This is a genomic window from Pseudomonas sp. NyZ201, from assembly GCF_049860765.1.
Classification (GTDB): Bacteria; Pseudomonadota; Gammaproteobacteria; order Pseudomonadales; family Pseudomonadaceae; genus Aquipseudomonas; species Aquipseudomonas bharatica.
The window spans coordinates 5,002,699-5,023,282 of sequence record NZ_CP187557.1; the positions used below are offsets into that span (position 1 = coordinate 5,002,699).

Genomic DNA, 20,584 nt, shown 5'->3' on the forward strand with positions numbered 1-20,584 from the left:
ATCTCCTAGTAACCAATGGCGAACCATACACATCCTGAAAGCACTGAGGCGCCGACCCATGTACTCGCATTGCGGTTGTAGGCACCGATATTCAATGCGTTGAAGCCAGTGCTCGTAACGTCGCGGAATTGCCAGAATGTCATGGTGGCTCCGCCAGTCCCGGTCCGGTCATGCTCCAGCAAAGCCAGGCACTTGGTCGGAAAGGCGATGGGGAAGGAAATGGTAGTGTTGTCCGTGACATTCGGGCCGGTACCAAACTGGATGACCAATCCACCCAGCCAGCTCGGGAAAGCAATGTAGCTATTGGTTCCAAAGGACGACGAGAAGCCCCAACGAAGTTTCTTCGGCGTGACGATCGTGGCGTCATCTGTACCGGCATTGACTTGTGCCTGAGTAGCGACCTTGGCAGTGAGCGTGTTCTGGACGAACTCCGTATTGGCCACCTGGAACGAACTATTGCCGAGATTCGCCGTGGAACAGGTCGGCACGCCGGTCATCTGGGCATCCGCCACGTTGAGTTTTCCAACCATCGCATCCATGACGAACTTGGTGCTGGCAACCTGATCGGTCGACGTGCCGGACGCAGCGTTTGGCACTCGCGGGGTGCCGGTAAACGTCGGGCTGGCGAGGTTGGCCTTGAGTGCCGGGGTGAAATTCGCCTCGGTCCAGAGCTTTCGGAACGTACCAGCGCCTTGGTAGCAGGTACGAACGAAGAACTCCTCCTGTCCGTTCAGCGCGCCGAGAAAGTCCACGCACTGTTCGCCTCCCCCCCATGTAACGTGCAGACCGGCCGCGTAGGTAATTCCCGTCGGTCGATCGTCGGTGGCTGCGATAGTCGAAATGAAGCGGGTTTCAGGGATCGCGCTGATACGGCCTTGAACGGCGCCAGCCTGGCTGAGCAGCCCCCCTGCCCCCTTGGGCATGGCATCGGTGATACCATAACCGGCCAGCGTGGTCGGGTTGGACCCGTCCTGTACCACGCCGCGATCATTGATCCGCACCTTCGTGTAGGTGCCGGCCACCTTGTTCTTCGGCAGCACGCTGATGATCGAGCTGTCGACATACTCCCGCGTCGCCAGCACCACGGCCGGGTCGATCTTGAGTTGCACGTTGGCGGTACTGGTCACCACCAGGTTCAACCGCACCACCTGGGTCTTGCCGGTGCCTTGCGCCAGCAGCGGCTTGTAGCTCGGCGCGCAGTTGGCCACGGCAACCAGGTCTCCGGCCGCATCGTAGAGGCCGATCTCGCGGATCCACCAACCGCCGACGTCCGGCGGAATCACCTGCTCGGCGATGATGATGCTGGCATCCTTCGGGTCCACCGAAAGCTGGTTGAGTGGCGCCCGACGGCGCTCGTTGATCAGTCTGGTCTGGGTGCGCGAAGGCACCGGGTCGGTATTGTTGGCATCGCCAACGCCCATCTGGGCGAAGGTCCAGGCCACGCCCAAGGCATTCGCATTGGCCTGCTTGGCCTCCCCCACCGCAGTGAGGATCGCGAAGAACTGGCTGTTCTGGTCAGTCATGAGTAAACGTCCAGGGTTTCGATTTGATGATCACGGCCAATGAAGCCGTGGTTGCCGCGAACCTCGATATCGCGCAAGGCAGGCGGGTAGATGTCGATGACGTCGCCTTCGCTGAGGCCGAGGGCGCTGCGCAGGTAACCCTTGCTGTCGAGGGTGATGGCAAGGCCGATCAGATGCCGGCTTACCGGCCTGGCGTCGTCGATCAGCGCGGTGAGTTCGTCGTAGGTTTCTTCGCTGATACCGGACTCGGAAACACCGATCTTCAGCGCGAAGGTGCCCGGCACTCCCGGCGGTACGGTGTTGAACCATTCGGCGACTTCGATCAGGTAGCCGAACGGTTCGACCACCCGCCGCAATGCACCCAAGGTGCCCTTGCGAGCGTGGACGCTGAACGAACCCCGGATCACCGCGCGCTTGACCGATTCCGGCCAGTTCTCGTCCCAACGGTCCACCGACCAGGCCAGCGCCAGTTGGTGCAGCAAGTGCGCGGGGCAGGTGTCGGGGTTGTACAGGGTACGCAGGGGAATCTCGGTCACCTGCGCAGAGGCCTCTTCGAGCGCCCGCTCCAGCAACGTGCTGTTAAGTGGCAGGAGACTGGTCATTTCAGCCTCCCGCGATGACGTTGAACCCCGTGCACCAGGCCGCCTGGCCCTTGCTCGGACGGATGTCCTGCCAGTCGACCAGTTCGACACGGCCAACACCGCTGATATGCAGTTGGGCGTCGATCCCCGAGCGGGCGACTTCCACGCCGAGACGCCGGCGAGGATTGATCCAGGCCTGCAGGCGGCGTCGACATTCGACCAGGGTCGCCTCGGTTTCCGGGCCATTGCTGGCCATGTGCAGGATCGCGTCGATCCGGTAGGGCAGTATCTCGGCGCTGCGCACAGTCAGGCGGTCTGCCACCGGCCGTACTTCGTCATCGTTGAGGTAGGCGGCGACCTGAGCCAGGAGTTCCGGGCTGGCGACGCCGTCGTCGTCGAAACTGAGCACCGTCACGTCCACCACAGCCGGCGACGGGCTTTCAGCCGTGGCATCGGCGACCTGGCCGGAAGCATTGCGGGCGTGCAGGATGTAGCTGTTGCGCGGGCCAGCGGTAGTCAGTCCTTCATAGACCAGTTCGATGCGCTCGCGCAGCGCGTCGTCTTCTTCCAGTACCTGCTCGGTTGGAGGCACGGTGCTCGGGTCAGCGGCACGTACCACCAGGCGTTGCAGTTGCACGTTGGCGGCCAGTTGGTCCAGGTCGCTACCCTGCGCATACGCCAGCAGCAGTGCCTTGGCCGCATCGTTGACCCGGGCCCGGTTGAGCAGGGTGCGATAGGCACCGACCTCCAACAGCTTGGTCACCGGGTCGCTTTCCAGTTGCGCGGTCCAGCTGTCGCCCATGTGCGCCCGAAAGGTCGCCAGGTCAGCCTGGAAGATGTCCTCGAAATCCAGGTCTTCCAGGACCTGCGGCGCGGGCAGCGCCGAAAGGTTCACGATGCTCATGCCGTCACCTCCAGGATCTGGCTGTCACCCATGTATTGCCCGGTGATTTGCAGGCTGATCTGTCCGTTCACCACTGCAGTCACCCGCACCCGTTCCAGCTTCAGGCGAGGCTCCCAGCGCACCAGCGACCTGGCTACTTCAGCCTGTACCGCGCTTTTCCAGCCTTCGTTGACGGGAAGGTCGACGAAGCGGCGCAGCTTGCTGCCGTAGTCGGGACGCATTCGCCGGCTGCCCAGCGGTGTGGTCAGGATGTCCTCGATGGACTGGCGCAGGTGGGCGAGACCGGAGAGCGGTTGACCAGAGCGGCGATCCATTCCGATCATGGCGCTACTCCTGTGCTTGATTGGGGTTGTGCACCGCGGCGTGGACGCCGGGTGCGAAATACTTGTTCGTGGGCGCCATGGCGTTCCTCCGTGGCATGAAAAAGCCCGCAGCAGGCGGGCTTCAGTGCTTGTGGTTCGGCGTGTTGCCTGCGGTATCGATGATCGTGCCGCCGCCGTGGATATTTCCCGTTACCTGTAACGCGCCGTTGATCTGCACCGGGCCATTCAAGGTCAGGCTGCCAGAGGTCAGCGTGATGGAATCGGGGGTGGCCGTCAGCGTGGTGCCGCCGACCTTGAGAGTGATGCTGCCGCGGGGCAGTTCGACGGTGTAGGCACTGGCCTGCCAGTCGTAGACCAGCGAGCCGCCATCGTCGAAACGCCAGGTTTCGACATGCTCGCGGTTGTCCGGCGCGCTGCCGGCGTTGCCATAAAGGCCGGGTATGAAGGTGCCCTGGGCCGGTTCGCCACTGGGACTGATGAGCATGCCTTGCTCGTCCAGGCTCGGTGCCCGCCAGTGCCTGGCCTTGCCGGCAGCATGGCTGTGCCAGCGCAACCAGGCGCTGGTCCAGCCGGCGCCGTCGGAAACCCGTACCCGTGCCGCCGCGAGATCGACTGCAACCACCCGGCAGGGAATCAGCAGGCCGGCGATCATGCGGTCGTGCATAGCGCTGACGTAGCTCATGCGAAATCCTCCGGGGCCTTGTAGCCGCTCTCATGTTCTGGTCCGGTGTCAGGGTCGAAAGCAATTACCAACGACCCGGGCGGCTGGTTCGGCCAGGGCCATTGCACCTCGCCGAGGTGCAGCGCCTGTTGCCATTGCACCGTCCAGGTCGAGGATGAGGTGGTCGTCGGCATCGCCTGGATGGCCACGGCTTCCTCGACGAAATCGATGTCCCAGTACTGCTTGCGCAGCAGCACCATCAACTGTGTCGCCAGGATCACGGCGTCCAGCGCCGCCTGCCCATCGCAGCTGATACGGGCTTCGAACGTGGCTACGAGCCGGGAATGACCGTCCACAGGATCGGCGCCCGGCTTTATATCGACGATGCCGTGAAACAACGCAGGTAGCGGTGTGTCCTGTTGCACGCCGGCATAGCTGCCGACCGTCGCCAGTTGCGGCATCGCCGCGTGGATGGTTGCGCTGATGGCCTGATGCAATGCATCGAGGTCGCTCATGATCTCTCCTTGCTGTCGGTGCCGAGCCCCAGGCGCTTGGCGGCCCAGCGCTCGTACAGCCCCATGGTGATGTCCGCGCCACCTACGGCGGTCAGGCAGCCCAGGGCACTGGCCGCCCACATCGACAGGCCGCTGGCGTACAGCAGCATCACGGTAGATACGCCGCAGACCATGCAGGCCCCCGAACGCAGTACCAATCGCCTGAGCAGGGCGCCGCCGCGCGCCCCTGCCTTGTCCGCTCGCCACATCTCGCCGGAAACCCCGCCCAGCAGCGCCAGGACGATCACCAGCCAGATCGGCATTTCCAGTAGCGTTTGTTGTTCGCTTGTCACGGTCCTGCCTCCTTTCTGCTTCCCGCACGGCGCCAGCCGAACGGGGAATGGGACCGAGCATTCACTCGGCATTCCAAAAAGCCCGGGCATGCCCCGGGCTTTTCAGTAATGCGTCGTAGAGATGCCCGCCACTACTGGTGCGCTGGGCATCTGCGCTTCAAGTTGTTGACTCCGGCCGCGGCCACCTGCCCGCCGGATAACTGCTTCTGGTGCTTTACGCTGCACACCCGGGTCAGTTGCCAACCCTCTGAACAGTCGAGGCCTGTTCATCGCTGCCTTTCTCGTCGCCGGTATCTGACCGGCTTGAGACAAAAGATATGCATGTATGCATATACAGTCAATGCATTTTTGGAAAAACTTGCACACAGGGATTTGCTTAAATGCATGGAAGCCTTGTCCTACCTGCCTCCAGGCAGTTTCCGACAGGCGAAAAAAAACCCGCCGAAGCGGGTTTTCGATAACTCGGGAAGGCGATCAGCGGGCGTACATGCCCCACCAGAACACATGACCGAGGATGGAAATCTGCTCTTCCTGCATCTGCTGGAAGCTGTAGTCCTCGTCGGGATGTTCGTCGCGATTGAAGCTGCGCAGACGGATGCCGGTGGGCATGCGATACAGCTGTTTTACGCGGAGCTGGCCATTGTGATTGATGGCATAGAGATCACCATCGATGATGTCGCCAATCGAGCACTTGCCCGTATTGACCCCCACGGTGGCGCCATCACGCAGCACCGGCAGCATGCTGTTGCCACGCACCGTCACGCACTTGGCCTGGTCGAACTGCACCCCGTTATGGCGCAGGCTGCGCTTGCCAAAGCGAAGGCGGGCGCGTTCGCTTTCCTCGATGACGAATCTTCCTGATCCTGCTGCCAACTCGACCTCACGGAGAAAAGGAACGGACACCTCGTCGTCCTCGACGGGGGTTTCATCGTCCCACAGGCTGATATCGCGCAATTCATCGTGCCCTGGCTCCCGCTCGGGCACCTGGCTGTCGCCCAGCTCGGCGCGCCCGCGCAACTGATCGGTGCTCACCCCGAAGTACCCGGCGATCTTCGACACATGCTTGTCCGAAGGATCGACGATCTTCTCGCTGAGAATCCGCGACAGGGTAGATTGAGGCACGCCGGTACGACGGTGCAGCTCCGTGGCGGAGATTCCGTGGCGATCCAGCAGTGATTTAAGGACGGTTGCTACATTGCGCTTGTGCATGGCGTGCATAGTGCCGAGGGTTGAATGGAAATGCAATTGCAAAAATGCATCGACCCACAGGCCGGCCAAGGTCGACGCAGCATGATGCAGACCCGTCGCCCTTCGGTCTCGGCACCTGCTGGAGAATCCCTGTACTATTAGCCGTTTCATACCCTTTCGACGACACCCTGCTCCAAGGCCTTGAATGTCCGATCTTTCCGCACACACTCCGATGATGCAGCAGTACTGGAAGCTGAAGAACCAGCATCCGGACCAGCTGATGTTCTACCGCATGGGCGATTTCTACGAGATCTTCTACGAAGATGCGAAGAAAGCCGCGAAACTGCTGGATATCACCCTGACTGCGCGTGGCCAGTCGGCAGGCCAGTCGATTCCCATGTGCGGTATTCCCTTCCACTCGCTTGAAGGCTATCTCGCCAAGCTTGTGAAGCTGGGCGAGTCGGTGGTGATCTGCGAGCAGATCGGCGATCCGGCTACCAGCAAAGGGCCCGTTGAGCGCCAGGTGGTGCGCATCATCACTCCGGGTACGGTCAGCGACGAGGCGCTGCTGGACGAGCGCCGCGATAACCTGATCGCGGCGGTGCTCGGCGACGAACGCTTGTTCGGCCTGGCAGTGCTGGATATCACCAGCGGCAATTTCACCGTGCAGGAACTCAAGGGTTGGGAAAACCTGCTGGCCGAGCTGGAGCGGACCAATCCGGTGGAACTGCTGATTCCGGACGATTGGCCACAGGGCCTGCCGGCTGAAAAACGCCGCGGTTCCCGCCGTCGCGCTCCATGGGATTTCGATCGCGATTCCGCGCGCAAGAGCCTGTGCCAGCAGTTCGCGACCCAGGACCTGAAAGGCTTCGGTTGCGACAAGCTGACCCTGGCCATCGGTGCTGCCGGTTGCCTGCTGACCTATGCCAAGGAAACCCAGCGGACCGCCCTGCCCCATTTGCGCAGCCTCAAGCATGAGCGCCTGGACGATACGGTCATCCTCGATGGCGCCAGCCGCCGCAACCTGGAACTGGACGTCAACCTGGCCGGCGGTCGCGACAATACCCTGCAGTCGGTGATCGATCGCTGCCAGACTGCCATGGGTAGCCGCTTACTGACCCGCTGGTTGAACCGCCCGCTGCGCGATCTGAAAGTGCTCCAGGCGCGCCAGGGTTCGATCCGCTGCCTGCTCGACAACTACCGTTTCGAGCGACTGCAACCGCAATTGAAGGATATCGGCGATATCGAGCGGATCCTCGCCCGTATCGGTCTGCGCAATGCCCGTCCCCGCGACCTGGCACGGCTGCGTGATGCCCTCGGCGCCCTGCCCGAGCTGCAGAACGCCATGGCCGAGCTGGAGGCACCGCATCTCGCGCGCCTGGCAGCCATCGCCGGTACTTATCCGGAGCTGGCCGACCTGCTGGACAAGGCAATCATCGACAACCCGCCTGCGGTAATCCGCGACGGCGGCGTACTGAAGACCGGCTACGATGCCGAGCTCGACGAGCTGTTGTCGATAAGCGAAAACGCCGGGCAGTTCCTGATCGATCTGGAAGCCCGGGAGAAAGCCCGTACCGGCCTGGCCAACCTCAAGGTCGGTTACAACCGCGTCCACGGCTACTTCATCGAACTGCCAAGCAAACAGGCCGAACAGGCCCCGGCCGATTACATCCGCCGCCAGACCCTCAAGGGCGCCGAGCGCTTCATCACGCCCGAGCTGAAAACCTTCGAAGACAAGGCGCTGTCGGCCAAGAGCCGCGCCCTGGCGCGGGAAAAGATGCTCTACGACGCGTTGCTGGAAACCCTGATCAGCCATCTGGCACCGCTGCAGGACACCGCCGCCGCGCTGTCCGAGCTGGACGTGCTGAGCAATATGGCCGAGCGCGCGCTGACCCTGGACCTGAACTGCCCGACCTTCGTCGACGAGCCGTGCATGCAGATCAGCCAGGGACGTCACCCGGTGGTCGAGCAGGTCCTCACCAGTCCCTTCGTGGCCAACGACCTGGCCCTGGACGACAGCACCCGCATGCTGATCATTACCGGCCCGAACATGGGCGGTAAATCCACCTACATGCGCCAGACCGCGTTGATCGTGCTGCTCGCTCATATCGGCAGCTACGTGCCGGCGGCCAGTTGCACACTGTCGCTGGTGGACCGCATTTTCACCCGTATCGGCTCCAGCGATGACCTGGCCGGTGGCCGTTCCACCTTCATGGTGGAAATGAGCGAAACCGCCAACATCCTGCACAACGCCACCGATCGCAGCCTGGTGCTGATGGACGAAGTGGGCCGTGGCACCAGCACCTTCGATGGCCTTTCGCTGGCCTGGGCTGCCGCCGAGCGCCTGGCACAGCTGCGCGCCTATACGCTGTTCGCTACCCACTACTTCGAACTGACCGTATTGCCGGAAAGCGAACCGCTGGTGGCCAACGTGCACTTGAATGCCACCGAGCACAACGAGCGCATCGTTTTCCTGCACCACGTCCTGCCCGGACCGGCCAGCCAGAGCTATGGCCTGGCAGTGGCGCAGCTGGCTGGCGTGCCGACGCCGGTGATCCAGCGCGCCCGCGAACACCTGGGCCGCCTGGAGACTTCCAGCCTGCCCCATGATGTGCCCAAGGCCGCGACCAACAGTCGCAGCGCGCCAGCCGTCCCGCACCAGAGCGATCTCTTCGCCAGCCTGCCCCATCCGGCCATAGAGAAGATCGGCAAGCTCGACGTGGACAACATGACCCCGCGCCAAGCTATCGAAATGCTCTATGAACTGAAGACTCTGTTATAACGCGCGGCCTCACAAGCTGCTAGAATCCCGCGCGGTTTGGCGGAGCGTCGAGTTATTAGCCTGGCTCGCCGCAACCTACCAGACCGAGCGGCCCTGACTGGAAAGGGCATCGCTGCCGTCGCCTGAGGAGAAAATTAGAAATGACCTTCGTCGTCACCGACAACTGCATCAAGTGCAAGTACACCGACTGCGTAGAAGTCTGTCCGGTGGACTGCTTCTACGAAGGCCCGAACTTCCTGGTCATTCACCCGGACGAGTGCATCGACTGTGCGCTGTGCGAGCCTGAATGCCCTGCCCAAGCCATCTTCTCGGAAGATGAAGTCCCTGACGACATGCAGGAATTCATCGAGCTGAACGCCGAGCTGGCAGAGATCTGGCCCAACATCACCGAAAAGAAAGACGCACTGCCGGATGCCGAAGAGTTCGACGGCGTCAAAGGCAAGATCAAGGATCTGGAGCGCTAAGTCCCGGACTCGCTCCCGACCAACGAAAAAGGCCCTCGCGGGCCTTTTTTCATTTTCACCGGGCAAAAAAAGGGGCGGTTTGACCCGCCCACATTTTTTCCGTAGTCCCTGTATTCCCTATCATCATCCTGATGAATCGCATCCTGCGATGTCCTTGGTCGTCATCCTGACAACCTGTGTCAGTCCGTAGACACAGGGCAAATATTAACGCGTAGAACGCTCGTCGCAACTGGCAATGGCTCTCAAAAAAAGACAGCTGGGTAGCCTGAGCAGGAAATAAAATTCTTTATTTTCATAGAGTTAGAAAATATTCCAATCACAAGCAAGGCAGTTTTTACGCTTCTTTACTGCAATCGCTTACATACGCTGTAAGCGATTGCTTACGCAAAAAGACTCACCGCTGACAGAACTGACTGACGATCCTCAGATACAAACGCAAACGCCCCGATCTGGTCGGGGCGTTTGCGTGCAAGGCGAACGTTCTAGTTATTGAAACAGCGACTCGCTGGACAGGCCGTTCTTTTCCAAGATCTCGCGCAGACGCTTCAGCCCTTCGACCTGGATCTGCCGCACCCTCTCGCGAGTCAGGCCGATCTCCAGGCCGACATCCTCGAGCGTGCTGCTTTCATGACCACGCAAACCGAAACGACGGATGACCACTTCACGCTGCTTGTCGGTCAGTTCGCTCAGCCATTGATCGATGCTCTGGGAGAGATCGTCGTCCTGCAGCAGCTCACACGGATCGGTTGGCCGATCGTCCGTGAGGGTATCGAGCAATGTCTTGTCCGAGTCGGGCCCGAGGGATACGTCTACCGAGGACACCCGCTCGTTCAGGCCGAGCATACGCTTGACCTCGGCCACCGGTTTTTCCAGCAGGTTGGCGATTTCTTCCGGGGAGGGTTCGTGATCGAGCTTCTGGGTCAGCTCCCGAGCCGCACGCAAATAGACGTTCAGCTCCTTGACCACATGAATCGGCAGGCGGATGGTGCGGGTCTGGTTCATGATCGCCCGCTCGATCGTCTGGCGAATCCACCAGGTTGCATAGGTGGAGAACCGGAAGCCACGCTCCGGGTCGAACTTCTCGACCGCACGGATCAGCCCCAGGTTGCCCTCCTCGATCAGGTCGAGCAGCGAAAGCCCCCGATTCACGTAGCGGCGGGCTATCTTCACCACCAGGCGCAGGTTGCTCTCGATCATCCGCTTGCGACCTGCAGGATCGCCACTTTGCGACAGGCGCGCAAAATGAACCTCCTCTTCAGGCGTCAGCAGCGGGGAAAAACCGATTTCATTGAGATAAAGCTGAGTCGCATCAAGTGCCCGGGTGTAATCGATGTACTTGTGCTGTTTTAGCGAAGAGCCCTGTCTGGCTCTGGTCCGAACCGAAGGTACAGCAGGTTCGTCTGACACCACATCCGTTTCCAAAACGATGCCGGTCTCCATGAGAAGAACCTCATCGTCGATGTCAAACTCCGGCGCTTCTTTGCTGAGAGCCATTGTTATAGTCCTTTGCTGAGTTCGAACTCAGACTCGAGCGTACCTTGTCCATGGCATCGCTAGAGCCTGTCCCCATTACGCTAAGGAACAGGCCGGAATCAACAATCAACGGTTTGGCAGGAACTGCAACGGGTCTACCGGTTTACCCAGGCGGCGAATTTCAAAGTGAAGCTTCACGCGATCGGTGCCCGTGGACCCCATTTCGGCAATTGTCTGCCCTACCTTGACTTGCTGTCCCTCCCGAACCAAAAGCCTACGGTTGTGACCGTAAGCACTCACGTAGGTTTCGTTGTGCTTGATGATTACGAGTTCACCGTAGCCCCGTAGACCACTACCGGCGTACACCACCGAACCATCAGCGGCAGCAAAAACAGGCTGTCCCAAATCTCCGGCGATATCAATGCCTTTATTCAAACTACCGTTTGAAGCGAATTTTCCAATCAGAACGCCGTTCGCCGGCCATGCCCAGCCACCGCTGGAGCGCTCTGCTGCGGGAACCTGGGTCGGCGCCGTGGAGGGTGTCACCACCGGTGTAGTCGCTGCCGTGCTGGTACTTTTCGCTGGCGGCGGCGTACCGGCCGGACGTCGGGTAACCGTGGTCTTGCTCGACGGAGAAGTGGAAGTCACGACACGGGAAGAGCCGGAGGATGGCTCGTCGAAGCGGATCGCCTGGCCCGGGCGGATGGTATAGGGCGGCTCGATGCCGTTGCGCGCAGCCAGGGACTTGTAATCCCAGCCATAACGGAAGGCGATGGAGAACAAGGTATCACCAGGACGCACCACATATTGCCCGGAAGTTACCGCAGGGCGCTTGGGCGCTGCGTTATTACGGTCCACGACCCGTGCGCCACTGGAAGAAGAAGAAGTGCTGGAGCAACCCGTCACCAACATGCCAACGGCAAGTGCAACCACCAGAAGCCTGATGCTTGAAAGACCCATACGCTGCCGAATGACTGTTGAACTCACCCGCCGCTCCCTTAAATGGTGATCGAGTTTGAAAATGCAATAATGTTGCAATTATAACCATGCACCGGACACTTGCGCGCGATATACAAACGCAAAACGTGAACGGTTGCCGCTCCGGACAGGGGGCATCCGCCTCATAGACCTGACGCCACGCCGAGAATTCGCCACTCGCGAAAATAAAGAAGCGTCAGGAGAGTGTGCCGTTGAGCAGCGGAACGAAACGTACCGTTCCCAGCACTCGTCGGGAAAAACCGTGCTCTTCGCGCACGATCAGCAGAAGTTGTTGCACTTCCCCGACATTCCCCACCGGAATCACCATACGCCCGCCCGGAGCCAGCTGGTCCAGCAATGCCTGGGGAACTTCCGGCGCCACTGCGGTAACGATAATGCCGTTGTAGGGCGCCAGGGCTGGCCAGCCTTCGCTGCCGTCGCCCCAGCGAAACACCACGTTGCGCAGGTTCAGTTCGGTCAGGCGTTCCTTGGCCCGATCCTGGAGCACCTTGATCCGCTCCACGGAAAACACGCGCTCCACCAGTTGCGCCAATACGGCGGTCTGGTAGCCGGAGCCGGTGCCGATCTCCATGACCTTGTCCAGCGGACCTGCTTCCAGCAGCACCTCGCTCATATGCGCAACCATGAAAGGTTGCGAGATGGTCTGGTTATGGCCGATCGGCAGGGCAGTATCTTCATAGGCGCGATGCGCCAGTGCTTCATCGACGAACAAATGCCGCGGTGTGCGACGCAGTACATCCAGTACCCGCGGGTTCGAGACCCCTTCCTCGCACAGGCGCTGGATCAACCGCTCGCGGGTGCGCTGGGAGGTCATGCCGATACCGCGGCGCATCATATCGTCCTGATCGCGCATCAGAGCACACCCTCCAGCCAGCCATCCAGGCGATCGAAGGCATCATTGAAGGTTCGGTCCAGTTGCAGCGGGGTGATCGACACATACCCCTGCATGACCGCATGGAAGTCGGTACCCGGCCCGCCATCCTCGACATCACCGGCAACCGCGATCCAGTAACCCTCCTTGCCCCGCGGGTTGACATCCTTGATCGGTGCGGCGGCGCGAGCACGATGCCCCAGGCGGGTCAGCTGCATACCGCGAATATGATCCAGCGGCAGGTTGGGGATGTTCACGTTGAGCACGGTTCGCGGCGGCAACTCCAGGCGCGGGTGCGCTTCGACCAGCTTGCGCGCGACGTAGGCGGCTGTCGGCAGGTTGTCGGGCAGACGCGACAACAGCGAGAAGGCAAACGAGGTATTGCCGAGGAAACGCCCTTCCAGCGCTGCAGCCACGGTTCCGGAGTAAAGAACGTCGTCGCCGAGGTTGGCCCCCAGGTTGATCCCCGACACAACCATGTCCGGGGTCTGCGGCAACAAGCCGTTGAGACCGAGATGAACGCAGTCGGTCGGGGTGCCGTTGATGCTGATGAAGCCGTTGGGCAGGGTGTGCGGATGCAGCGGACGGTCGAGGGTCAGCGAACTGCTGGCACCGCTCTTGTCCTGGTCCGGGGCGATCACCACGCACTCGGCATAATCCGCCAGCGCGCCGTGGAGCGCAGCGAGTCCGGGCGCGAGAACGCCATCGTCATTGGAAATCAGAATACGCATGGGCTGTCCGTCTGCCCTGCCGGGACCAGATCGACGAGTTCGCGCACCACCACGGTGGCGAAACATCCGGCCGGAAGGACGAATTCCAGTTGCAGGATATCAGGCTCGGGATAATGCCACGTCAGCCGACCAATGGGCAGTCGCAGAATGCGTCGTTCCTGCTTCATCGCGGCGTGCCCAAGCCATTCGCAGAGTGCCGGATTCTCCTCGCCGACACGCTGTTCGAGGGCGCCGGCCGCGCCCTGCGTGGCTGGAAGCCCTTCACCCCAGAGCGGACCGGTGGGATGCAGGTCGAGAATGCCGAGGCGAGGATCGCTGCATTCCGACTCACCTGCCGGAAAGAAGCTACGGCTATCAGTGAACGCCAACAGGTCGCCGATCTGCGCACGCTGCCAACTGCCATCCTCGACACGCTGGGCGAGGACACGGTTGAACAGGTAGCTACGCGCGCTCGACAGCAACCGCGAGCGCAGGTTGCGCTGCTCCGGCAACGCCTTGCGTTCGGCCCAATGGCGCGCCTCCTCGACGTTGCCTCCGTCATGACCAAAGCGCTGCGCCCCGAAGTAGTTCGGGACGCCTTGGGCGCGCAGCCGTTCGAGACGGGCATCGAGCGCGGCGTGATCGGCCTGGAGCCGGGTCAGGCGCAGGGTGAAGCCGTTGGCCGAATGGGCACCGCGTTGCAGCTTGCGTGAATGCCGGGTGCGCTCGAGGATGCGCAGGCTTTCATTTTCGGCGGCAGTGAAATCGGGATCGGCCTTGCCCGGCAGATGCAGGCTGAACCACTGGCGGGTCAAGGCCTGGCGATCCTTGAGGCCGGCATAGCTGATGGTCTTCAGCGGCACACCGGCGGCACGGGCCAGGCGGCGGGCAGCTTCCTCGGTATTGAGATCGCGCTTTTCCACCCACAACCACAGGTGTTCGCCCTGGCCGGACAGCGGGATGTCCAGCACTTCATCGACCTGGAAATCCTCCGCCACCGCTTTCAGTACCGCGCTGCCCAGCGCCGGCCCGCTGGCGCGCGGGCCGAGCAGTTCGAGTTCGTTCATGCTGGCAGCAACAAGGCGACGGCGTGTACCGCAATACCTTCCTCACGACCGGTGAAACCGAGCTTCTCGGTGGTGGTGGCCTTGACATTGACCTGGTCGAGCCCGACCTGCAGGTCGGCCGCGATCAACTCGCGCATGCGTTCGATGTGCGGTGCCATCTTCGGCGCCTGGGCGACGATGGTGGCGTCGACATTGCCGACCTTCCAGCCCTTGGCCTGGACGATGGCGACCACATGACGCAGCAGCACGCGGCTATCGGCGCCCTTGAATTGCGGATCGGTATCGGGGAAATGACGACCGATGTCACCCAGTGCGGCAGCGCCGAGCAAGGCATCGCTCAGGGCGTGCAGCAGCACATCGCCGTCGGAATGGGCCAACAGCCCGTATTTGTGCGCGATCTGCACGCCGCCCAAGGTGATGAAATCGCCCTCCGCAAAGCGGTGCACGTCGTAGCCGTGGCCAATACGCATAAAAAAACGCCCTGATTGAGTCAGGGCGTGATTCTACCTGCTTTGCCGGGCGTTGGGCTTGAATTGTCGCCTCAAGCGCGCTCTACACCCAGCGCTGCGGCATGATGCCGCAAGTGATCATCGATGAAACTGGCGATGAAGTAGTAGCTGTGGTCGTAGCCTGGCTGCAGACGCAGTTGCAGCGGATAGCCCGCAGCTTGCGCAGCCTGTTGCAACACCTGCGGCTTGAGCTGGTTTTCCAGGAAATCGTCGCGATCACCCTGGTCCACCAGCAGCGGCAGGCGCTCGCTGGCCTGGGCGATCAGCACACTGGCATCCCACTCGCGCCAACGCGCGCGGTCTTCACCGAGGTAGCGGCTGAAGGCCTTCTGCCCCCAAGGGCAATCCATCGGGTTGCTGATCGGCGCAAAGGCCGACACCGACGAATAACGCCCGGGATTGCGCAAGGCGCAAACCAGCGCACCGTGCCCGCCCATGGAATGACCGCTGACGGAGCGCTTGTCCGAAGCCGGGAAATGCGCCTCGATCAAGGCCGGCAGTTCGTTCACCACATAGTCGTACATGCGGTAGTTGGCTGCCCACGGTTGCTGGATCGCATTGACGTAGAAGCCGGCGCCAAGGCCGAAGTCCCAGGCACCGTCCGGATCGCCCGGCACCTGGGGACCCCGCGGACTGGTGTCCGGCGCGACGATGATCAGCCCCAGCTCGGCGGCCAGCTTGTGCGCACCGGCCTTCTGCATGAAATTCTCGTCGGTGCAGGTCAGCCCGCTCAGCCAATACAGCACTGGCAGCTTGCCACCCTGCTCGGCCTGCGGTGGCAGGTATACGGCGAAAACCATGTCGCAGCCCAGTACGTCGGAGCGATGACGGTAACGCTTGTGCCAGCCACCGAAGCTTTTCTGGCAGGAAATGTTTTCCAGGCTCATGAGCGACCTCAGAAGTGGATGACGCTGCGGATGCTCTTGCCTTCATGCATCAGGTCGAAGGCCTTGTTGATGTCTTCCAGGCCCATGGTATGGGTGATGAAGGTATCCAGCGGGATCTCGCCCTTCTCGGACATCTCGACATAGCTCGGCAGCTCGCTGCGACCACGCACGCCACCGAAGGCGGAACCGCGCCAGACGCGGCCGGTCACCAACTGGAACGGACGGGTGGCGATTTCCTGGCCGGCACCGGCCACGCCGATGATCACCGACTCGCCCCAGCCCTTGTGGCAGCACTCCAGCGCCGCACGCATCAGATTGACGTTGCCCACGCACTCGAAGGAGAAGTCCACGCCGCCATCGGTGAGGTCGACGATCACTTCCTGGATCGGACGATCGTAGTCCTTCGGATTGACGCAGTCGGTGGCGCCGAGCTGGCGGGCGATCTCGAATTTGCCCGGGTTGATGTCCACGGCAATGATGCGCGAGGCCTTGGCCTTGACCGCACCGATGATGGCCGACAGGCCGATGCCGCCCAAGCCGAAGATGGCCACGGTGTCACCTGGCTTGACCTTGGCGGTGTTGAGCACCGCGCCGATACCGGTGGTCACGCCGCAACCGAGCAGGCAGACCTTCTCCAGCGGGGCTTCCTTCTGGATCTTGGCCACGGAGATTTCCGGCAGCACGGTGTATTCGGAGAATGTCGAGGTGCCCATGTAGTGGAAGAGCTGCTGCCCCTTGTAGGAAAAGCGCGTGGTGCCGTCCGGCATCAGGCCCTTGCCCTGGGTGGCGCGGATGGCCTGGCACAGGTTGGTCTTGCCCGACAGGCAGAATTTGCACTTGCCGCATTCCGGGGTGTACAGCGGGATCACATGATCGCCCACGGCCAGGGAGGTCACGCCCTCGCCAACGGCCTCGACGATTGCACCGCCTTCATGACCGAGGATCGACGGGAAGATGCCTTCCGGATCGGCACCGGAAAGGGTGTAGGCGTCGGTATGGCAGACACCGGAAGCGACCACGCGCAGCAGCACCTCACCGGCCTTGGGCATGGCTACGTCGACTTCGACGATTTCCAGCGGTTTCTTGGCCTCGAAGGCTACGGCGGCACGGGACTTGATCATCAATCTTCTCCAATGAAAGGACATTTCAGACAACCAGTGTAATTCAAGGCTTTTTGATGAATAATCCGGCCAAAGACAAAACATTATTGCCACACAGGGATAATCAATGAGTAGCCGCTGGGAAGGCATAGACGAATTCGTCGCCGTGGCCGAATCCGGGCAGTTCACGGCAGCCGCCGACCGCCTTGGGGTGTCCTCCTCCCACATCAGCCGCCAGGTCGCGCGGCTTGAAGAGCGCCTGCAAACCCGCCTGCTGTACCGCAGCACCCGCCGCGTCACCCTGAGCGAGGCAGGCCAGACCTTTCTCCAGCATTGCCAGCGCTTGCAGGACGGCCGCGAGGAAGCCCTGCGCGCCATGGGCGACCTGACCAGCGAGCCCAAGGGGCTGTTGCGCATGACCTGCGCAGTCGCCTACGGCGAACGCTTCATCGCGCCACTGGTTGCCAGTTTCATGAGCCAATACCCGCAACTGAGGGTGGATATCGAGCTGACCAACAACACCCTTGACCTGCTCCACGAAGGCATGGACCTGGCAATCCGTCTCGGTCGCTTGCAGGAGTCACGGCTGGTAGCTGCGCGATTGGCGCCACGGCGCATGTACCTGTGCGCCTCGCCGGATTACCTGAATCGTTATGGCCGTCCGCACAGCCTGTCCGAACTGGCGCGACACAACTGCCTGATCGGCAGCTCCGATATCTGGGTGATGCAGCAGGATGGGCGGGAAGTTACCCAGCGGGTCCAGGGCAACTGGCGCTGCAACAGCGGGCAGGCGGTGCTCGACGCGGCCTTGCAGGGCATGGGGTTGTGCCAGTTGCCGGACTACTACGTGCTGGAGCACCTGGGCAGCGGCGCCCTGGTGTCGCTGCTGGAAACCCACCAGCCGCCCAACACCGCGGTGTGGGCGCTGTATCCGCAGCAGCGGCACCTGTCGCCGAAGGTGCGCAAGCTGGTGGATCACTTGCGCGAAGGGTTGGCGCTGAGACCGGAATATCAGAATACATAACTCATTGATTTGGCAAAGACCTGTGGGAGCGGGTTAATCGGACCGCCGAACCGCCGCGATTGCGGCAGTGAGTTCACCGACGTAATCGCGGGTAAACCCGCTCCCACAGGTCTGCGTCGATTGCGCAAATCCTGCTTCAGCAGCGCTGGGACCAGCGCTGACGCAGCCATTCCAGATCTTCGGGACGGGTAACCTTGATGTTGTCGTTGCGCCCTTCGATCAGCCGCGGCGCCTGGCCGGACCACTCGATGGCAGACGCTTCGTCGGTGATCGCCACATCCGCCACGAGGCTGTCGGCCAGGGCCCGGTGCAAGGCGCCAAGCCGGAACATCTGCGGGGTATAGGCCTGCCAGATGGTACTGCGATCGACCGTGACCTCGACCCGACCATGGGCATCGGCGCGCTTGAGGGTATCCCGGGCCGGAACGGCGAGCAGTCCGCCCACCGGATCATCCGCCAGTTCCAGGAGCAGGCGATCCAGGTCATCACGCGACAGGTTGGGCCGCGCAGCATCGTGGACCAGTACCCAATCGCCGTCCGCCGCCCCTTGCGCATGCAGGAGCAACAGGGCGCTGAGCACCGAGTCGGCACGCTCGCGGCCACCGGCAGCGCGCTGTATACGTGGGTCGCTGGCGCAGGCGAGGCCGGGCCAGAAAGGATCGTCAGCAGCAATGCTGACCACCACCCCTTTCAACGAGGGATGGTCGAGAAAACAGTTGAGGCTGTGTTCGAGAATCGTGCATCCGCCCAGTTGCAGGTACTGCTTGGGCCGGTCGGCGGCCATGCGCGCACCCACGCCGGCGGCGGGGATCACTGCCCAGAAGGCAGGCAGGGACGTGCTCATTGGGCCAGTTGGTAGAGGGTTTCACCCTCCTTCACCATTCCCAATTCGTGGCGGGCCCGCTCTTCGACGGTTTCCATGCCCTTTTTCAATTCCAGCACCTCGGCATCGAGCACGCGGTTGCGCTCCAGCAGACGCTCGTTCTCGGCGTGCTGGTCGGCGATCTGTTGCTTGAGTTCGGCCACCTGGGCCAGGCTGCCATTGCCCACCCACAGCCGGTACTGCAAGCCACCGAGCAGTGCGAGAAGGACAAGGAACAACCAGTAAGGACTACGCATCAGGACATCCAGTGGCGAAAGACCGCGTGTGCGAAGGGCTGATGGCACGAAGCCTGACCGAAGCCAGGCTTTGTGATTCAAGCATTCGCAGCGCCCGTGAAAGACACCAGGACAAAGCCCTGGGTTTCACGGTGCTGTCTTTTTACCATCTATCGCTTAGCCGCGAAACTCGTCGCGACCACGGTACACCGCCTTGGCGCCCAGTTGCTCTTCGATACGCAGCAGCTGGTTGTACTTGGATACGCGGTCGGAACGGCACAGCGAACCGGTCTTGATCTGACCAGCGGAAGTACCTACGGCCAGGTCGGCGATGGTCGAATCTTCGGTTTCGCCCGAACGGTGCGAGATCACCGCGGTGTAGCCAGCGGCCTTGGCCATCTGGATGGCTTCCAGGGTTTCGGTCAGCGAGCCGATCTGGTTGAACTTGATCAGGATGGAGTTGGCGATCTTCTTGTCGATGCCTTCCTTCAGGATCTTGGTGTTGGTCACGAACAGGTCGTCACCGACCAGTTGAACCTTCTCGCCGATCTTGTCGGTCAGGACTTTCCAGCCAGCCCAGTCGGACTCGTCCAGACCGTCTTCGATGGAGATGATCGGGAAGCGCTCGGTCAGGCCTTTCAGGTACTCGGCGAAACCTTCGGCGTCGAACGACTTGCCTTCACCGGACAGGTTGTACTTGCCGTCTTCGAAGAACTCGCTGGCGGCGCAGTCCAGAGCCAGGGTCACGTCGGTGCCCAGCTTGTAGCCGGCGTTGGCCACGGCTTCGGCAATGGCGCCCAGGGCGTCTTCGTTGGAGGACAGGTTAGGCGCGAAACCGCCTTCGTCACCGACCGCAGTGTTCAGGCCACGGGCCTTCAGCACGGCCTTGAGGTGATGGAAGATCTCGGTGCCCATGCGCAGCGCGTCGGAGAAGGTCTTGGCGCCAACCGGCTGGACCATGAACTCCTGGATATCGACGTTGTTGTCGGCGTGCTCGCCGCCGTTGATGATGTTCATCATCGGTACCGGCATGGAGTACTGGCCAGGGGTGCCGTTCAGGTTGGCGATGTGCGCGTACAGCGGCAGGTCCTGGTCCTGGGCGGCAGCCTTGGCAGCGGCCAAGGACACGGCGAGGATGGCGTTGGCGCCCAGCTTGGCCTTGTTCTCGGTACCGTCCAGCTCGATCATGGCGCGGTCCAGGGCTTTCTGGTCTACCGGGTCCTTGCCCAGCAGCAGGTCGCGGATCGGGCCGTTGATGTTGGCGACGGCTTTCAGCACGCCCTTGCCCAGGTAACGGCTCTTGTCGCCATCACGCAGCTCCAGTGCCTCGCGGGAGCCGGTGGAAGCACCCGACGGCGCGCAGGCGCTGCCGATGATGCCGTTGTCGAGCAGCACGTCCGCTTCCACGGTCGGGTTGCCGCGGGAGTCGAGAACTTCACGACCTTTGATGTCGACGATTTTTGCCATTGTTGTAAGCACTCCAGAATTGACGAAAACAACGCAGCTTGAAGAATCCGCTCTTTCGCAGGCACGGGGCACGGGCAGGCCTGACGCGGAGAACCCCCGACCGCGA

General features: G+C 61.8%; 22 protein-coding genes. 3 read left to right on the plus strand and 19 right to left on the minus strand.

The genetic code is table 11. The features are described from left to right. Nucleotides 1–5 precede the first annotated feature (5 nt). The 8 genes from ACPFMA_RS22465 to ACPFMA_RS22500 all read right to left on the minus strand — a co-directional run bounded on the left by ACPFMA_RS22465 (nt 6) and on the right by ACPFMA_RS22500 (nt 6,057). On the minus strand, nt 6–1,523 hold the full coding sequence (locus ACPFMA_RS22465; protein WP_081263122.1) for a phage tail protein: 1,518 nt from the start codon (nt 1,521–1,523) through the stop codon (nt 6–8). Then, nucleotides 1,520–2,125, minus strand: a complete 606-nt coding sequence (locus ACPFMA_RS22470) for a phage tail protein I (RefSeq protein WP_064302332.1) — start codon at nt 2,123–2,125, stop codon at nt 1,520–1,522. Before ACPFMA_RS22470 ends, ACPFMA_RS22465 begins: the two co-directional genes overlap by 4 nt. Before the next feature lies 1 nt (nt 2,126). Continuing rightward, nucleotides 2,127–3,008 (minus strand): baseplate assembly protein, encoded by an 882-nt coding sequence (locus ACPFMA_RS22475; protein ID WP_420057924.1) that lies wholly within the window; start codon nt 3,006–3,008, stop codon nt 2,127–2,129. Next, on the minus strand, nt 3,005–3,331 hold the full coding sequence (locus ACPFMA_RS22480) for a GPW/gp25 family protein (protein WP_425928778.1): 327 nt from the start codon (nt 3,329–3,331) through the stop codon (nt 3,005–3,007). Before ACPFMA_RS22480 ends, ACPFMA_RS22475 begins: the two co-directional genes overlap by 4 nt. A gap of 121 nt (nt 3,332–3,452) precedes the next feature. Further along, entirely contained in the window at nt 3,453–4,013 is a 561-nt protein-coding gene (locus ACPFMA_RS22485) for a phage baseplate assembly protein V (protein WP_420057922.1), read from the minus strand. Next, a complete protein-coding gene (locus ACPFMA_RS22490; protein WP_064302336.1) occupies nt 4,010–4,507 on the minus strand; it encodes a hypothetical protein in 498 nt (165 codons plus the stop codon). Before ACPFMA_RS22490 ends, ACPFMA_RS22485 begins: the two co-directional genes overlap by 4 nt. Then, a complete protein-coding gene (locus ACPFMA_RS22495) occupies nt 4,504–4,839 on the minus strand; it encodes a phage holin family protein (protein ID WP_009395213.1) in 336 nt (111 codons plus the stop codon). Before ACPFMA_RS22495 ends, ACPFMA_RS22490 begins: the two co-directional genes overlap by 4 nt. 474 nt (nt 4,840–5,313) lie before the next feature. After that, complete coding sequence (locus tag ACPFMA_RS22500) at nt 5,314–6,057, minus strand: LexA family transcriptional regulator (protein WP_064302374.1); 744 nt, start codon at nt 6,055–6,057, stop codon at nt 5,314–5,316. A gap of 175 nt (nt 6,058–6,232) precedes the next feature. Here ACPFMA_RS22500 and mutS point away from each other — a divergent pair, with 175 nt between their 5' ends. Together mutS and fdxA are read left to right on the plus strand one after the other, a co-directional pair. Next, nucleotides 6,233–8,809: a DNA mismatch repair protein MutS gene (gene mutS / locus ACPFMA_RS22505; RefSeq protein ID WP_425928779.1), complete on the plus strand. Its 2,577-nt coding sequence runs from the start codon at nt 6,233–6,235 to the stop codon at nt 8,807–8,809. Nucleotides 8,810–8,949: 140 nt separating this feature from the next. Beyond that, nucleotides 8,950–9,273, plus strand: a complete 324-nt coding sequence (gene fdxA, locus ACPFMA_RS22510; RefSeq protein WP_009395216.1) for a ferredoxin FdxA — start codon at nt 8,950–8,952, stop codon at nt 9,271–9,273. A 486-nt stretch (nt 9,274–9,759) separates the two neighbouring features. Here the strand turns inward: fdxA and rpoS are convergent, their stop codons facing one another. From rpoS to ACPFMA_RS22550, 8 genes are all read right to left on the minus strand, one after another. Next, nucleotides 9,760–10,767 (minus strand): RNA polymerase sigma factor RpoS, encoded by a 1,008-nt coding sequence (rpoS, locus tag ACPFMA_RS22515; RefSeq protein ID WP_009395217.1) that lies wholly within the window; start codon nt 10,765–10,767, stop codon nt 9,760–9,762. Nucleotides 10,768–10,872: 105 nt separating this feature from the next. Beyond that, complete coding sequence (locus ACPFMA_RS22520) at nt 10,873–11,733, minus strand: peptidoglycan DD-metalloendopeptidase family protein (protein ID WP_158467775.1); 861 nt, start codon at nt 11,731–11,733, stop codon at nt 10,873–10,875. A 187-nt stretch (nt 11,734–11,920) separates the two neighbouring features. Beyond that, nucleotides 11,921–12,559 carry a protein-L-isoaspartate(D-aspartate) O-methyltransferase gene (locus tag ACPFMA_RS22525; RefSeq protein WP_009395221.1) on the minus strand — a complete coding sequence of 213 codons (639 nt, stop codon included), beginning with the start codon at nt 12,557–12,559 and terminating at the stop codon, nt 11,921–11,923. Between the two features lie 38 nt (nt 12,560–12,597). Beyond that, entirely contained in the window at nt 12,598–13,347 is a 750-nt protein-coding gene (gene surE / locus ACPFMA_RS22530) for a 5'/3'-nucleotidase SurE (protein WP_425928780.1), read from the minus strand. Next, nucleotides 13,335–14,393: a tRNA pseudouridine(13) synthase TruD gene (gene truD, locus ACPFMA_RS22535; RefSeq protein ID WP_064303300.1), complete on the minus strand. Its 1,059-nt coding sequence runs from the start codon at nt 14,391–14,393 to the stop codon at nt 13,335–13,337. The genes surE and truD overlap by 13 nt, the downstream gene beginning before the upstream one ends. Beyond that, entirely contained in the window at nt 14,390–14,863 is a 474-nt protein-coding gene (gene ispF / locus ACPFMA_RS22540) for a 2-C-methyl-D-erythritol 2,4-cyclodiphosphate synthase (protein WP_009395225.1), read from the minus strand. The genes truD and ispF overlap by 4 nt, the downstream gene beginning before the upstream one ends. Before the next feature lie 71 nt (nt 14,864–14,934). After that, nucleotides 14,935–15,789 (minus strand): S-formylglutathione hydrolase, encoded by an 855-nt coding sequence (gene fghA, locus ACPFMA_RS22545; protein ID WP_425928781.1) that lies wholly within the window; start codon nt 15,787–15,789, stop codon nt 14,935–14,937. Nucleotides 15,790–15,797: 8 nt separating this feature from the next. Further along, a complete protein-coding gene (locus ACPFMA_RS22550; RefSeq protein WP_064303302.1) occupies nt 15,798–16,910 on the minus strand; it encodes an S-(hydroxymethyl)glutathione dehydrogenase/class III alcohol dehydrogenase in 1,113 nt (370 codons plus the stop codon). 106 nt (nt 16,911–17,016) lie between these two features. Between ACPFMA_RS22550 and ACPFMA_RS22555 the strand changes: the two genes are divergently transcribed. After that, nucleotides 17,017–17,913 (plus strand): LysR substrate-binding domain-containing protein, encoded by an 897-nt coding sequence (locus ACPFMA_RS22555; protein ID WP_009395231.1) that lies wholly within the window; start codon nt 17,017–17,019, stop codon nt 17,911–17,913. Between the two features lie 136 nt (nt 17,914–18,049). Here ACPFMA_RS22555 and ispD read toward each other — a convergent pair whose 3' ends face one another. From ispD to eno, 3 genes are all read right to left on the minus strand, one after another. Continuing rightward, a complete protein-coding gene (gene ispD / locus ACPFMA_RS22560; protein ID WP_064303303.1) occupies nt 18,050–18,757 on the minus strand; it encodes a 2-C-methyl-D-erythritol 4-phosphate cytidylyltransferase in 708 nt (235 codons plus the stop codon). Next, the gene (ftsB, locus tag ACPFMA_RS22565) at nt 18,754–19,032 is read right to left on the minus strand and encodes a cell division protein FtsB (RefSeq protein ID WP_009395237.1); all 279 of its coding nucleotides are present in this window, start codon (nt 19,030–19,032) and stop codon (nt 18,754–18,756) included. The genes ispD and ftsB overlap by 4 nt, the downstream gene beginning before the upstream one ends. Nucleotides 19,033–19,188: 156 nt before the next feature. Beyond that, nucleotides 19,189–20,478, minus strand: coding sequence for a phosphopyruvate hydratase (eno, locus tag ACPFMA_RS22570; RefSeq protein ID WP_009395240.1), 1,290 nt, complete (start codon nt 20,476–20,478; stop codon nt 19,189–19,191). Nucleotides 20,479–20,584 lie beyond the last annotated feature (106 nt).

Excerpts from the sequence above, each read along its gene's own strand:
- ACPFMA_RS22465 (WP_081263122.1), bottom strand. The coding sequence starts at position 1,523 with ATGACTGACCAGAACAGCCAGTTCTTCGCGATCCTCACTGCGGTGGGG.
- ACPFMA_RS22470 (WP_064302332.1), bottom strand. The coding sequence starts at position 2,125 with ATGACCAGTCTCCTGCCACTTAACAGCACGTTGCTGGAGCGGGCGCTC.
- ACPFMA_RS22475 (WP_420057924.1), bottom strand. The coding sequence starts at position 3,008 with ATGAGCATCGTGAACCTTTCGGCGCTGCCCGCGCCGCAGGTCCTGGAA.
- ACPFMA_RS22480 (WP_425928778.1), bottom strand. The coding sequence starts at position 3,331 with ATGATCGGAATGGATCGCCGCTCTGGTCAACCGCTCTCCGGTCTCGCC.
- ACPFMA_RS22485 (WP_420057922.1), bottom strand. The coding sequence starts at position 4,013 with ATGAGCTACGTCAGCGCTATGCACGACCGCATGATCGCCGGCCTGCTG.
- ACPFMA_RS22490 (WP_064302336.1), bottom strand. The coding sequence starts at position 4,507 with ATGAGCGACCTCGATGCATTGCATCAGGCCATCAGCGCAACCATCCAC.
- ACPFMA_RS22500 (WP_064302374.1), bottom strand. The coding sequence starts at position 6,057 with ATGCACGCCATGCACAAGCGCAATGTAGCAACCGTCCTTAAATCACTG.
- mutS (WP_425928779.1), top strand. The coding sequence starts at position 6,233 with ATGTCCGATCTTTCCGCACACACTCCGATGATGCAGCAGTACTGGAAG.
- fdxA (WP_009395216.1), top strand. The coding sequence starts at position 8,950 with ATGACCTTCGTCGTCACCGACAACTGCATCAAGTGCAAGTACACCGAC.
- rpoS (WP_009395217.1), bottom strand. The coding sequence starts at position 10,767 with ATGGCTCTCAGCAAAGAAGCGCCGGAGTTTGACATCGACGATGAGGTT.
- ACPFMA_RS22525 (WP_009395221.1), bottom strand. The coding sequence starts at position 12,559 with ATGACCTCCCAGCGCACCCGCGAGCGGTTGATCCAGCGCCTGTGCGAG.
- surE (WP_425928780.1), bottom strand. The coding sequence starts at position 13,347 with ATGCGTATTCTGATTTCCAATGACGATGGCGTTCTCGCGCCCGGACTC.
- truD (WP_064303300.1), bottom strand. The coding sequence starts at position 14,393 with ATGAACGAACTCGAACTGCTCGGCCCGCGCGCCAGCGGGCCGGCGCTG.
- ispF (WP_009395225.1), bottom strand. The coding sequence starts at position 14,863 with ATGCGTATTGGCCACGGCTACGACGTGCACCGCTTTGCGGAGGGCGAT.
- fghA (WP_425928781.1), bottom strand. The coding sequence starts at position 15,789 with ATGAGCCTGGAAAACATTTCCTGCCAGAAAAGCTTCGGTGGCTGGCAC.
- ACPFMA_RS22550 (WP_064303302.1), bottom strand. The coding sequence starts at position 16,910 with ATGATCAAGTCCCGTGCCGCCGTAGCCTTCGAGGCCAAGAAACCGCTG.
- ACPFMA_RS22555 (WP_009395231.1), top strand. The coding sequence starts at position 17,017 with ATGAGTAGCCGCTGGGAAGGCATAGACGAATTCGTCGCCGTGGCCGAA.
- ispD (WP_064303303.1), bottom strand. The coding sequence starts at position 18,757 with ATGAGCACGTCCCTGCCTGCCTTCTGGGCAGTGATCCCCGCCGCCGGC.
- ftsB (WP_009395237.1), bottom strand. The coding sequence starts at position 19,032 with ATGCGTAGTCCTTACTGGTTGTTCCTTGTCCTTCTCGCACTGCTCGGT.
- eno (WP_009395240.1), bottom strand. The coding sequence starts at position 20,478 with ATGGCAAAAATCGTCGACATCAAAGGTCGTGAAGTTCTCGACTCCCGC.